The 13,061-nt window shown below is 62.8% G+C and carries 11 protein-coding genes; 7 read left to right on the plus strand and 4 right to left on the minus strand.

Going from position 1 to position 13,061, the window contains the following annotated elements; genetic code table 11:
* The first annotated feature begins 51 nt into the window (after nucleotides 1-51).
* Nucleotides 52-1,265 (plus strand): IS3 family transposase gene (locus tag ACSVHC_RS12195; RefSeq protein WP_439180967.1). Its coding sequence is split into 2 segments (ribosomal slippage): nucleotides 52-313 and nucleotides 313-1,265, totalling 1,215 coding nucleotides; the frame shifts between segments, so codons are not numbered across the junction.
* A 108-nt stretch (nucleotides 1,266-1,373) separates the two neighbouring features.
* Here ACSVHC_RS12195 and cycA read toward each other — a convergent pair.
* Nucleotides 1,374-2,846 (minus strand): D-serine/D-alanine/glycine transporter, encoded by a 1,473-nt coding sequence (gene cycA, locus ACSVHC_RS12200; protein WP_439180968.1) that lies wholly within the window; start codon nucleotides 2,844-2,846, stop codon nucleotides 1,374-1,376.
* A 159-nt stretch (nucleotides 2,847-3,005) separates the two neighbouring features.
* Here cycA and ACSVHC_RS12205 point away from each other — a divergent pair, with 159 nt between their 5' ends.
* From ACSVHC_RS12205 to ACSVHC_RS12215, 3 genes are all read left to right on the plus strand, one after another.
* Nucleotides 3,006-3,509 carry a GNAT family N-acetyltransferase gene (locus tag ACSVHC_RS12205; protein WP_437771765.1) on the plus strand — a complete coding sequence of 168 codons (504 nt, stop codon included), beginning with the start codon at nucleotides 3,006-3,008 and terminating at the stop codon, nucleotides 3,507-3,509.
* Between the two features lie 81 nt (nucleotides 3,510-3,590).
* Nucleotides 3,591-4,037 (plus strand): MarR family winged helix-turn-helix transcriptional regulator, encoded by a 447-nt coding sequence (locus tag ACSVHC_RS12210; protein WP_437771764.1) that lies wholly within the window; start codon nucleotides 3,591-3,593, stop codon nucleotides 4,035-4,037.
* Nucleotides 4,038-4,080: 43 nt separating this feature from the next.
* Nucleotides 4,081-5,307: an MFS transporter gene (locus ACSVHC_RS12215; protein WP_437771763.1), complete on the plus strand. Its 1,227-nt coding sequence runs from the start codon at nucleotides 4,081-4,083 to the stop codon at nucleotides 5,305-5,307.
* Between the two features lie 77 nt (nucleotides 5,308-5,384).
* Here ACSVHC_RS12215 and ACSVHC_RS12220 read toward each other — a convergent pair whose 3' ends face one another.
* The 3 genes from ACSVHC_RS12220 to rraA all read right to left on the minus strand — a co-directional run bounded on the left by ACSVHC_RS12220 (nucleotide 5,385) and on the right by rraA (nucleotide 9,346).
* Entirely contained in the window at nucleotides 5,385-6,845 is a 1,461-nt protein-coding gene (locus tag ACSVHC_RS12220; protein ID WP_437771762.1) for a sugar porter family MFS transporter, read from the minus strand.
* Nucleotides 6,846-7,103: 258 nt separating this feature from the next.
* A complete protein-coding gene (locus ACSVHC_RS12225; RefSeq protein ID WP_437771761.1) occupies nucleotides 7,104-8,756 on the minus strand; it encodes an MDR family MFS transporter in 1,653 nt (550 codons plus the stop codon).
* A gap of 107 nt (nucleotides 8,757-8,863) precedes the next feature.
* Nucleotides 8,864-9,346 (minus strand): ribonuclease E activity regulator RraA, encoded by a 483-nt coding sequence (gene rraA / locus ACSVHC_RS12230; protein WP_437771760.1) that lies wholly within the window; start codon nucleotides 9,344-9,346, stop codon nucleotides 8,864-8,866.
* Nucleotides 9,347-9,444: 98 nt separating this feature from the next.
* Between rraA and ACSVHC_RS12235 the strand changes: the two genes are divergently transcribed.
* From ACSVHC_RS12235 to ACSVHC_RS12245, 3 genes are all read left to right on the plus strand, one after another.
* Nucleotides 9,445-10,764 carry an MFS transporter gene (locus tag ACSVHC_RS12235; protein ID WP_439180969.1) on the plus strand — a complete coding sequence of 440 codons (1,320 nt, stop codon included), beginning with the start codon at nucleotides 9,445-9,447 and terminating at the stop codon, nucleotides 10,762-10,764.
* A 121-nt stretch (nucleotides 10,765-10,885) separates the two neighbouring features.
* Nucleotides 10,886-11,488, plus strand: a complete 603-nt coding sequence (locus tag ACSVHC_RS12240; protein WP_439180970.1) for a TetR/AcrR family transcriptional regulator — start codon at nucleotides 10,886-10,888, stop codon at nucleotides 11,486-11,488.
* Nucleotides 11,489-11,727: 239 nt separating this feature from the next.
* Nucleotides 11,728-12,921 (plus strand): NAD(P)-dependent malic enzyme, encoded by a 1,194-nt coding sequence (locus ACSVHC_RS12245; protein ID WP_437771757.1) that lies wholly within the window; start codon nucleotides 11,728-11,730, stop codon nucleotides 12,919-12,921.
* Nucleotides 12,922-13,061: the final 140 nt, after the last annotated feature.

The raw sequence follows: 13,061 nt of genomic DNA on the forward strand, positions 1-13,061 counted from the left end.
ACTGCGGCCGTATGGTTTTGTGAGACAGCTTGATGGGAGCCTCAGTTTCAGATGACCACCCGCAGAAAGACATACGACGCCGCGTTCCGGGAGGAATCGGTTCGACTGGTTTTGTCTTCGGACCGGCCGGTGAAGCAGATCGCGCAGGAGATCGGGGTGAAGGAAAGCACGCTGGGAAACTGGGTACACAAGTCCCGGGACAAGCAACCGGACACCCCTGCCCAGCCCGAGGACCGGGGGCCGGTGGCGTGGGATGAACACCAGAAAGCGCTGGCCGAAAACGCCAGGGTGAAGGCCGAGGTCGAGTTCCTGGGAAAAGTCAGCGCCTTCTTTGCCGCGAAGCAAAAGTAGAGGATTTCTACGAGTTCATCGAAGCGGAGAAGGCCAACCATCCCGTGGTGTGGCTATGCCGGAAATTGAACGTCTCCCGGGCCTCCTATTACCGGTGGCGCAAACCTGCCGGCCCTTCACCGCGCACCGTGCGGCACGGGGAGCTGGTCACCGCGGTCACCAAGCTCTACACGAAGGAGTCCGGGCGTGCCGGGCGGGACCAGCTGACCCGGCTCCTGAACGCGGCCGGGACCAAGGTCTCCGCCCCGACCGTGGGGGCCATCATGCGCGAGCACGGCCTGCGGGCCATCCGCACCCAGGCCTGGAAAAAGACCACGCTCCAGGACCCGCAGGCCAAGACCGCCCACATCCAGAACCACATGCTCGATGACCAGGGCAGGCGCGACTTCACCTCCGCGGTGCCCGGGACCCGGCTGGTCGGGGACATCACCTACCTGCGCACCGGCGAGGGCTGGCTCTACCTGGCCACGGTCATCGACCTGTTCTCCGGGATGGTCATCGGCTGGGCCATGGCCGAACACATGCGCGCCAGCCTGTGCACCGCGGCCCTGCGGATGGCCCGGAACCACGGCCACCTCATCGGCGGCCCAGTCGTCTTCCACTCCGACCGGGGCACCCAGTACACCTCGGAGGAATTCCAACGATGGTGCGCCCAGAACGAGGTCACCCAGTCCATGGGCAAGGTGGGGGTGTGCTGGGACAACGCGGTCGCCGAGAACTTCTTCTCACACCTCAAGACCGAGTTCTACCACCACCACCGCTTCGGTTCCAGGCTCACCGCACGGACCGCCGTGATGGACTACATCGAGGGCTGGTACAACCGCCGCCGACCCAACCGACGGGCCGGCGGCATCCCGCCAGCCACCGCCCACGCAAACCACCACACCAGCGTCCAGGAACCCCTGGCCGCCTAACCAAAACAAACAACGAAAATGTCTCAAAAACTTGACGACCGCATACGTCGAAAAGGCTCGTTTGTGAGCGAGCGTCGGAAGAATGGCCGCTATATGTGAGCGGGCGTCCTAGCGGGCGGCGGTTTCGACGGCCGCTGTCTCGGTTTCGGCCATGGCTTTCCACTCTGCCACCCGCGCCTGGTGCAGCGGCGACTTCCGGACCAAGGCGTAGGCCACGGCGAGGACCGCGAACCAGATGGGCGTTACGAGCAGGGCCGTGAGGGTGTCCGGCTGCGTCGTCAAAGCCCAGACCAGGAACGCGAAGAAGGCGAAGACCACCCACACCATCACGGTGCCGCCGGGCATCTTGAACGTCGAGGCCTCGTGCAAGTGGGGCCGGCGCTTCCGGAAAACAAGGTAGCTGGCCAGGATGATGGACCAAACGAACATGAAGCAGACGGCGGACACGGTGGTGACCATGTCGAAGGCTGCTCCGATGTCCTTGCCCGCATAAAGAAGTGCGACGCCGCCGAGGAGCAGCACGCAGGACAGGAACAGGGCGTTCTGCGGAACTTTCCGGCTGGAGAGGCGGCCGAACATCTTGGGGGCATCGCCGTCGTTCGCCAGGCCGAACACCATGCGCGACGTCGAGTAGATACCCGAGTTGGCAGAGGACATGGCGGAGGTCAGGACCACGAGGTTCACCACGGTTGCAGCGATACCCAGGCCGGCCAGGGAGAACATGGCGATGAACGGGCTGTGGCCGGCCTTGAACTCGGTCCACGGGATGACGGACATCAGGATGATGAGCGCGCCGACATAGAACAGCATGACGCGGACCGGGATGGCGTTGATGGCGCGGGGCAGGTTGTGCTCCGGGTTCTTTGTCTCGGCCGCGGCTGTGCCTACCAGTTCGATACCCACGAAGGCGAAGACCGCGATCTGGAAGCCGGCAACGAAGCCCATGAATTCCTTGGGGAAGAAGCCGCCGTGGCTCCAGAGATTGGTCAAGCTCGCGGCTCCGGCGTCGGACTTGAAGCCGGTCGAGATCATGACGATACCCACGATGATCAAAGCGGCGATGGCAACGATCTTGATGAGGGCGAACCAGAACTCAGTCTCGCCGAAGGCCTTCACTGTGGGGAGGTTGAGCAACAGCAAGATGGCGATGGTCGCGAGGCCCGGAATCCAGAGCGGCACACCCGGCCAGAGCTCATTGGCATAGCCCGCGATCGCGATGACATCGGCCACTCCGGTTACTACCCAGCAGAACCAGTAGGTCCAGCCGGTGAAGAAGCCCGCCCAGGGACCAAGGAGGTCCCCGGCGAAGTCGCTGAAGGACTTGTAGTTCAGGTTGGACAGCAGGAGCTGGCCCATGGCGCGCATGACGAAGAACAGCATGAAGCCGATGATCATGTACACGAAGATCACGGACGGGCCGGCTACGGAGATGGTCTTTCCGGAGCCCATGAAGAGGCCTGTGCCGATGGCGCCGCCGATCGCAAGCAACTGGATGTGGCGGTTGCTCAGTGAGCGCGCCAGATGCGGCTCGCTGTCTTTGCTGGAGGCAGTGCGTTGCCCTGTTGTTGTCTGGTGAGACATATCTGCATCCTTCGGGGTGATTCGCCGCATGGTGACGTGGCTAACAAATCTGCTAGTCCAAACTAACTCGAACCATCCGAGAATTTGTGATTGATCGTTTCACCCAGAATTCATGAACGCTCGTAAAACGAAGCCGCCAGCTTGTGTCAGGCTGGTGCTATGAGTCACATAAATCCAGGCGTGAAGCCGCTGTTGAGCATGGTTCTGGACGAAGGAGTCTTCACGCTCCGCCGGGCCCACTGGGAGGACTTGCCCGCCATTCTGAGATTGCTCGCCGCGGATCAGTTGGGCAGTTCCCGCGAAAACGCCGAGGACGTCGGCCCCTATCTGCAGGCGTTTCAGCAGATCAACGAGGATCCGGCCCAACTGTTGGTGGTAGGCCACTTGAACGGCGCTTGTGTCGCAACTTTCCAGCTGAGTTTCATCCCGGGCTTGGCCCGGAAAGGCTCGCTGCGTTGCCAGATCGAGGCCGTGCGCGTCGCCGCAGAGTTGCGGGATCATGGCGTCGGTGCGGCAATGATGCAATGGGCCATCGACGAGGCGCGGAACCGGGGCTGCACCCTGGTCCAGCTCACCAGCGACAAGTCCCGCAAGGACGCCCACCGCTTCTATGAGCGCCTGGGCTTCGTAGCCAGTCACGAGGGAATGAAGCTGGCCCTGTAGCGACGGCATCCTCGAGGAGTCCCAAGACAAAGTCCCGCACCCCTTGATATTTAGGCAACCTAACTGTTAGGATACCTAAATATGAATACCAATCAGGCTGACGACGCGCTCCTCGCCCTCGCCCAATCATTCCGGGAAGCCTTGCGGCAGAGCGTCTACGTGATGCGCCGCCTCGATTCCGAGGAGCAGCTCAGCTCGGCCCAGCTTGGCGTCCTCAAGATGGCGCTCGACGGCGGTGCCCGCGTCGGGGGGATCGCCCGGAACCTTGGGGTCAAGGTCCCCAGTGCCACAGAGCAGATCATCAAGCTGGAGCGCGCGGGCCTGGTCAAACGAGAATCAGATCCGGACGACTCCCGTGCCGTCCGCGTCGCCGCGACCGCGGCGGGACGTGCCGCCGTCGAGAACGCGGACCGCCGCCGCAACGAATTCATCGCCGGGATCCTCGGAACGCTGAGCCAGGCAGAACGCGACGCCGTCGAAGCCGCCCTTCCGGTGTTCGACAAGATCAACCATTCAGTCCAGAACTGAACAAGCCAGAACTGAACAAGCCAAGAAACTAGGAGAGCAGTCCATGAAAGGCCAGCTCACAGAGCAACTGCAGCCAGCGGAAGACACACTCGAGGCCGAGAAAGCCTCGTTCCTCAAGCAGCCCAAGGCTGTGTGGGCCACGGCGATTGCCGCCGTCTTCGCCTTCATGGGTATCGGCCTGGTGGACCCGATCCTGCCAGCCATCGCCAAGAACCTCCAGGCGAGCCCCAGCCAAGTGTCGCTGCTTTTCACGAGCTACTTCCTGGTGACCGCCGTCGCGATGCTCGTGACCGGCTTCGTCTCTTCGCGGATCGGTGGCAAAAAGACGCTCATGATCGGCCTGGCCCTGATTGTCGTGTTCGCCTCGTTGTCAGGCATGTCCGGAAGCGTGGGTGAGCTGGTCGGATTCCGCGCGGGTTGGGGACTAGGCAACGCCCTCTTCGTGGCTACCGCCCTTGCCGTGATTGTCGGCGTCGCGAGCGGCGGAACCGGAACTGCGATCATTCTCTACGAAGCCGCCCTTGGCTTGGGCATTTCCCTCGGCCCGTTGCTCGGCGCGCTTCTCGGTGGCTGGCAATGGCGCGCACCGTTCTTCGGCACCGCGGTCCTCATGGCCATTTCCTTCATCGCCTTGCTGGCCCTGCTGCCTAAGACCCCGACGCCGGCCACGAAGGCCCGTTTGCGTGACCCGCTCCTTGCCCTGGGCCACAAGGGCCTTCGCACCACCGCCGCCAGCGCCTTGTTCTACAACTACGGCTTCTTCACGATCCTGGCCTTCACGCCGTTCATTCTGGGAATGGACGCCTACGGGATTGGTGCGGTGTTCTTTGGTTGGGGCGTGGCCGTGGCCGTGTTCTCGGTCTTTGTGGCACCCGTGCTGCAGCGTCGCTTCGGCACCACCAACGTCCTGGTCGGCACCCTCGCGGCCCTTTTGCTGGACCTCGTCGGGCTGGGACTGGCCGCGGGGCACTCGGTGACTGCCGTCGTCGTGCTTGTCATTGTGGCGGGCGCACTGCTGGGCATCAACAACACGCTCTACACAGAACTGGCCATGGAAGTCTCCGATTCGCCGCGTCCGGTGGCTTCGGCCGGCTACAACTTCGTGCGGTGGATGGGTGGCGCGCTCGCCCCGTTTGTCGCGGCACAACTGGGTGAGCACTTCGGCCCGCAGGTCCCGTTCTTCGCCGCGGCCCTTGCCCTCGCGTTCGCAATCCTCGTGGCCGCCGGCGGCCGCCGCTACCTGAAGTCACACGAACCGCACCTCGTGTAGAAGGGCCCAACTGACTCGCAGTTGTTGTCGTTATGAGGGCTCATAACGACAACAACTGCGAGTTACTTGGGTGTGAGTCACTTGGGTGTGACCTCGAGCTCCGCAGGCTTGGAGCCTTTCGGGACAAACAAGGTGTCGGCCTGCTCAAGGGACATGCCGTTGGTTTCCGGCACCTTGAACATGACGAAGAAGAACGACGCCGCGGCGAACAGCGCATACATGCCGTAAGTCAGCGGCAACGAACCGGCCGCCATGATGGGGAAGCTCAAGGTGATGGCGAAGTTGGCGATCCACTGGGCTGCGGCGGCCAGCCCGAGCGCGCGGGCACGGATCCGCGAGGGGAAGATCTCGCCCAGGAGCACCCACACCAACGGTCCCCACGAAGCGCCGAAGCTCACCACGAACACGTTGGCGGCCACCAGGGCCACCGGACCCCAGGCGCCGGTCAAGGACACCGAAGAACCCGACCCGCTGGCGGAAGAAAAGGCCAGCGCCATGGCACCCAGGGACACAGCCATACCGATGGAGCCCGTCAGCAGGATGGGCCTGCGGCCAATGCGGTCCACTAGGGCGATGGCCACGAGCGTGACCAGGATGTTGGTGACGGACGTTGCCACCGAGATGGCCAGGGAGTCTTGCTCGTGGAAGCCGACTGCCTTCCAAAGGGTGGTGGAGTAGTAGAAGATCACGTTGATGCCGACGAATTGCTGCAGCACCGACAAGATGATGCCGATCCACACCACGGGCTGCAGGCCAAAAGCCTTGCCGCGGAGCGAGCCCTTCTTGGTGGAGAGCTCGTCCTGTTTGATGGAGTCACGGATTTCGCGGATGTGGCGTTCGGTATCGTCGCCGGGCATCAGCGTGTCGAAGATCTTGCGTGCGGTGTCTTCCTTGCCGCTAAGGACCAGGAAATGCGGCGACTCCGGCAGTCGGAAGGCGATCAGGCCGTAGATCGCGGCAGGCACGGCGCACGCGATGAACATCCAGCGCCACGCCTCGACTCCGAGCCACAAGGCATGGTGGGCGCTTCCCGCGGATGTTGCCAGCACGGCGTCGGACAGAAGGGCCGCGAAAATACCAGTGGTGATCGCCAGCTGCTGCAGCGACGCGAGTCTGCCGCGGACTTGGCGCGGTGAGATTTCCGAGATGTAGGCCGGCGCGATCACCGATGCGAGGCCGATGCCCAGGCCGCCGACCAAGCGCCAGAAGACGAGGTCCCAGATGCTGAAAGCAAAGCCCGTCCCGATGGAGCTGACCAGGAAGAGGGCGGCACCCAGCTTCATGGCGGGGATGCGGCCGTGGCGGTCCGCCACCTTGCCCGCGAGATACGCCCCTGCCGCACAGCCGAGCAACGCGACCGCCACAGCGAAGCCCGTGACGGCTTCGCTCAGCATGAATTCGTCCTTCATCGCATCGACGGCGCCGTTGACCACGGAGGAATCGAACCCGAAGAGGAAACCGCCCACAGCTCCGGCAACGGCCAGGCCAATTACCTTGCGTGGGACGCCGGAACGGCTGTCGGAGCTGGAATTGGGCATGGCTCTCCCTTGAGGAAATGTGGTGGATTGTGCGGCGCGGTCGTCGTCGGCAGCTGGTTCCGACGGGGACGCCGGTGCACTCGCGCTACACAGTGTGGCACGGTGCCAGCGTGACTTCCAGTCAACCGGGCCAGCCACACCGGACGTGTCACGCCACGCAAACTTTCGCGCCGTCGTCGGGCACACCACCGCGCGAACACTGGAAACGACAACGGCAGGCAGTCCAAAAGACTGCCTGCCGTGACGCTGTTCGAGATTTTAGTGGGCGGAAACGGATTCCTTCGCCGCCGCCTTCGGATCCGTCAGTTTCTTGTTCGGCAAGGCGAAGCTGATGAGGAACGCGAGGCCGGTCAGCGCTGCGGCAGTCAGCATCACGGTGTCGATCGACTGCGCGAAGCCTTCAACGATAGGTCGCGTGAGCGCCGGGTTGGCGTGGTGCAACCAGCTGGTGTCGTTCAGCGAATCGTTTGTGGCGCCGTTCTTGAAGAAGTCGTACAGCTTGGCGTTGGCTGGATCCGCGGCAACTGCAGGATCCTTGAGCACCTTGAGGTAGTCCGCGCTGCCCATGGCATCCTTCATGCCCGAGGCGATCTTGTCGGCGGCGAGGCTGAAGAGCATCGAGATGAACACCGCGGTACCCACGGCGCCGCCCATGGAACGGAAGAATGCCGCGGTGGACGTGCCCACGCCCATGTCCTTCGGCGGTACGGAGACCTGCATCGCCAAAGTGAGCGGCTGCATGCAGAAGCCCAGGCCCATGCCGAAGAATACGGCGATCAGGCCCGGTACCCAGAGACCGGTGTCGACGCCGAGGGACAGGCCCATGACGATTGCGGCGGCCGTCAGGATGCCCGTACCGAGAATCGGGAAGATCCGGAAAACGCCGGACGCCGAGATGGTCCGTCCCGCTGTAATGGAACCGAAGAGGATGCCCACCGTGAAGGTGATCATCATGAGGCCTGCTTCGGTGGGGGTGAGGCCCTTGACCAGCTGCAGGTACATCGGGAGCATCGCGATGGCCCCGAACATGCCGATACCGATGATGAAGTTCAGCAGGGAAGACAAACCGAAGGTGATGTTCCTGAAGAGCCGCAGGGGGATTAGCGCGTAGTCGCCAGCACGCCGCTCAACCAGCAAGAACGCGATGATGCCGATGACGCCAAGCCCGTAGCAGATCCACGAGTTTCCGGAGGTCCAGCCCCAGCTGCGTCCCTGTTCGGCCACAAGCAGCAGCGGGACGATTGCCAGCGTGATGGCTCCAGCGCCCCAGTAGTCGATCTTCTGCTTGACGTGCTTCGCGGGCAGGTGCAGGTAGAAGAACACCACGGCCAGTGCGGCCAGGCCTATGGGCAGGTTGATGAAGAAGACCCAGCGCCAGCCGTCGAAGCCAAGGATGTTGGCCGAGCCAGCGAAAGCACCGCCGACGACGGGACCGAGGACCGAGGAAACACCAAAGACGGACATGAAGTAGCCCTGGTACTTGGCACGATCCTTCAGGGCAACAATGTCGCCGATGATCGTCAATGCGAGGGCCAGTAGACCGCCGGCGCCCATACCCTGGATGCCGCGGGCGATGGCGAGCTCGGTCATGGAGTGCACGGAACCGGCGTACAGGGAACCAGCGAGGAAGATCAGGATCGCGGCCAGGTACAGCGGGCGGCGGCCGAAGATGTCGCTGAGCTTGCCGTACAGCGGGGTGGTAACCGTGGATGTGATGAGGTAGGCCGTAGTGGCCCACGCCTGCAGGGACAGGCCGTCCAAGTCATTGGCGATGGTGTAAATGGACGTGGACACGATGGTCTGGTCCAGGGAGGAAAGGAACATGCCGAGCATGAGGCCCACCATGACGGTGAGCGTCTGACGGTGTGTCAGGACCTCTCCGGCGGCCCGCACAGGCGTGGCGTTGGACATTGCTTCTCCAAAGGTGGATGAAAAGGGGACTAAGCAGGATAGTTGCTTTCAGTAACTATCCTAATCGCTCCTGTATTCCCTGTCCTACCCGATTGGCGAGAAATATGTCACCGCTCCACGAGAATCCCGTCAGGATCGCAGTAGATCAGGTGCCCGGGTTCGATGTGCACTCCGTCAATCACCAGGGGGATGTCCACTTCGCCACGGCCCACTTTGGAGCTTTTCTTGGGATTGCTCCCAAGGGCTTTGACGCCCAAAGGCAGCTTCGCGATCGCCACGCGATCGCGGATCGCCCCATTGATCACGACGCCGGCCCAGCCGTTCGCGACGGCGCTCTCGGCGATCATGTCCCCCATGAGGGCTGTGCGCAGCGAGCCGTAGCCGTCCACCACCAGCACGGCGCCTTCGCCGGGGGTTGCCAGAACCGTCTTCACCAGGGCATTGTCCTCAAAGCATTTGACGGTGCGAACGGGGCCGCTGAAGTGCGAGACGCCGCCGAGGTCCTGGAACTGCAGTGATATCGACTCAAGATCCTCGGCACGTTCGTCGTAGAGATCGGCGGTGTTGATGGGGTTCGCTGGGCTGTTCATCGTTGATCCTCCTCGGTCCGTTGGATTTACCCTAACGCGTGCAGACGTGCCTTGGCGCTAGGCTGAATCCACACGTCCAGACGCTAGGGAGCACCGTCATGAGCCTGTCCGATCTGCCCGGTTCATTGCCTGAAAGACCGGTGACGGATCCCGTGGAGATGCAGGCAGGCCCGACGACGGCGCTCGCCGAGCCCGTGGAGCGCGTCCGCTCACTGTGGGTCACCGGAGTGGTGCTCGTCAATGTGGGCATCAACGCTGCCTTCTTCGGCCCTATCCAGGTTTTGCTCGGGCAGCAAGCCATCCACTTTGACGAAGGCCAGAAGGAAGCCATCCTTGCGTTGGTTACGGGATGCGGCGCTGCAGTGTCCCTCGTGGCGAACCCCCTCTTCGGTGCATTCAGCGACCGCACTACGTCCCGCCTTGGACGACGCGTTCCGTGGGTGCTCTTCGGCGCCATCCTGGGCGCCGTGGCGTTGGTGGCCCTGGCAGGTGCTCCCAACGTGGCAGTTATGGCCATTTTGTGGTGCCTGGTCCAGGCTGGTTGCAATGGAGCCTATGCCGCCATCACGGCGGCTATTCCGGATCGAGTGCCAGTGCCTCAACGCGGCGCGGTCGGAGGTCTTGCAGCCATGGGCCAGACCGTCGGCATCCTCGCGGGTGCCGTGATCGCGTCCGTGGTTTCCGGGAACTTTGCCCTCGGCTACATCGTGTGCGCTGCTGCCCTGCTGGCCGGCGTCGTGCTTTATCTTTTCAAGAACGACGACGTGCCTCTCGTTCCGGAGGCCAGGCCACCATTCAAACTCTGGACATTCGTCAAGGGCTTTTGGATCTCGCCCGTCAAATACCCGGACTTCGCGTGGGCCTGGCTGACGAGGTTCCTGGTCAATGTCGGAAACCACATGGTCACGTTGTATTTGCTGTTCTTCCTCAAGGATGCCGTGCACCTTGAGGACGCGCAGGGGATCAAGCCAGAGTTCGGCGTCCTTATCCTGACGGGCCTGTATGCCGTCATGGTGATCATCACCAGCGTGGTGGGCGGTGCCATCAGCGACCGCATGGGCAAACGCAAACCCCTCGTCATTGTCTCGTCCGTCGTCATTTCGATAGCTGCCCTGATCCTTGGGTTCGAACCCACGTGGACGGGGGCCCTTGCGGGCGCAGCGGTGCTCGGTATCGGCTTTGGTGCGTACTTGGCGGTCGACTTCGCCCTTATTACCCAAGTGCTGCCCACGGCGTTGGACCGGGGCAGGGACCTTGGGGTCATCAACGTGGCCAACTCTTTGCCGCAAGTGATCGCGCCGCTTATTGCTTACCCCTTCGTGGCGTTCTGGGGTGGCTACGTCTCGCTTTATGCGGCCGCAGCTGTCATAGGTTTGCTGGGCGCCGTATTCGTCGTGAAGATCAAGGGCGTCGCGTAGCCCTGCGAATCCGTTCTCAGGGAACTGACAACTTGCTGCCGTATCATTGTCAGGACGCGCTCGGTCTTTGGGGGGCCGCGCAATCTCCCAGAACGAAGCCCAAACCAACAGAACGCCGGAAATGTCCGAACCGAACTCCTTGGAACCGTATTCGCTGGATCTGGCCGCGGGGTTGCCCCAAATGGCGGCCGCTCCCACCACCCCGAGACAGCTATTGCGCTACGCCCGGATACTGAAGACTGCCGCGGGATTCGCCCAGCGGCAGTTCGATACCGTGAGCCTTTCGGACGTATCCACCAGAGCCCATGTTCCGCTTGGGACGCTCTACCGCTACTTTCCGTCCACGGTCCATCTGATGCTCGCGGTCTACCGGCAGCAACTGCGGGAGCTCAACGACTCAAAGCCGGCGTCTTCGAGGTGCAGCCAGCAAGAGCTTACCGGTCTCGGGATGGAGATTTTCCATATGCGGGTCATGCAGCCCGCCGTCGAACACTGTCTGTCCCGCACATGGGATACCCGCGATGGTGACATCCCCGTACTCTTGCGCGATATCGAAGCGCTCTCCGCCGAGATGGTCGCGGCTGCGATCGGCGACGCCGGGAGGGCCAGGATTCTGCTCCACCTCATAAGTGGTCTGGTCCAGTCCGTCAACTGCCGCCGGATCTCACTTTTCGACGCAGAGAAGGACCTCAAGAACGCCTGCAAGTTGATTGCGGACGCGTAGCTTTTCCGGGAATCACCGTAATTGGTCTAGACCACTACGACCAAAAGTATGAGTTTATGACTGGATGTCTCTAGTCTTCCTATCAGGCACCTGTCTACGAAGACAGGACCCAAGCGGCTAGCAGCCCATATCCGCAGGAGTTTCACCGCACGGACCAGCCACCCTTGGTCCGGCACCGAAGCCTCTATACCTGCCCGAATTGTGCCGTGGGTTCACGGCTAGCCTGAGGAGACAACGACGTGTCCGTCGAGACCATCACCCCTGAACAGAATCTGACTGCCCTGGCGCTGAGTGAAGAGGAAATCTTCACCGCCCACGAAGGCGGCAAGCTCTCCATTTCCAGCACCGTACCGCTCTTGAACAAGCGGGACCTTTCTATCGCCTACACTCCGGGTGTCGCCGAAGTGAGCCGCGCAATCCACGCCAACCCGGAGCTTGCACGCACGCACACCTGGGCTCAGCGCCTCGTGGTGGTCGTCAGCGATGGGACCGCGGTCCTCGGCCTGGGCGACATCGGGCCCAGCGCCTCCCTCCCGGTCATGGAAGGAAAGTCCGCGCTCTTCAAGGCCTTCGGCGACCTCGACTCCATCCCCTTGGTCCTCAACACCACCAACGTGGACGAAATCATCGAGACGCTGGTCCGCCTGCGTCCGAGTTTCGGCGCGGTCAACCTCGAAGACATCTCCGCGCCCCGCTGCTTCGAACTCGAAGAGCGTCTGATCGAAGCCCTCGACTGCCCCGTCATGCACGATGACCAGCACGGCACCGCCGTCGTGGTTCTCGCAGCGTTGACGAACGCCGCCAAGGTGACCGGCCGCGAACTTGAGGGACTGAAAGTTGTGGTCTCCGGTGCGGGTGCCGCGGGCATCGCAGTCTCCGAGATCCTGCTGACCGCGGGCGTCAAGGACGTCGTCCTCCTGGATTCCAAGGGGATCATCAACTCCGAGCGCGCCGACCTGGTGGCCGATTCGGGCAGCGTCAAGGCCCGCTTCGCCCAGCGCACCAACCCCCGCGCCCTTTCCGGCGGACCTGCGGAGGCCCTGCAAGGCGCTGACGTGTTCATCGGCGTTTCCTCGTCCAAGCTGGCCGAGGAACACTTGAAGCTCATGAACCAGGATTCGATCGTGTTCGCCCTGTCCAACCCGGACCCGGAAGTCCTGCCCGAGGTCGCCGTCAAGTACGCGGCCGTCGTGGCTACGGGTCGCAGCGACTTCCCGAACCAGATCAACAACGTCCTGGCTTTCCCCGGAATTTTCCGCGGAGCCTTGGACGCCGGTGCACGCCGCATCACCCCGGCCATGAAGATCGCCGCCGCCCGTGCGATCGCTGCACTGGCCGAGGACGAACTCTCCGCCGATTACATCGTGCCCAGTCCGCTGGATCCCCGTGTTGCTCCCGCGGTCACGGCGGCGGTTGCCGCTGCGGCCGAATAAGGCCGCGCACCCAACCCGAAATAGCTGACGACGGCGACGCTCCCGTGCTGGGGACCGTCGCCGTCGTTCTTTGTTCCGAAGTTCGGGATATGTGAGCGAGGGTTTGGGATTTGGGCGGGATATGTGAGCGAGGGTTTGGG

This window comes from Arthrobacter sp. KNU-44 (assembly GCF_051843155.1).
GTDB lineage: Bacteria > Actinomycetota > Actinomycetes > Actinomycetales > Micrococcaceae > Arthrobacter.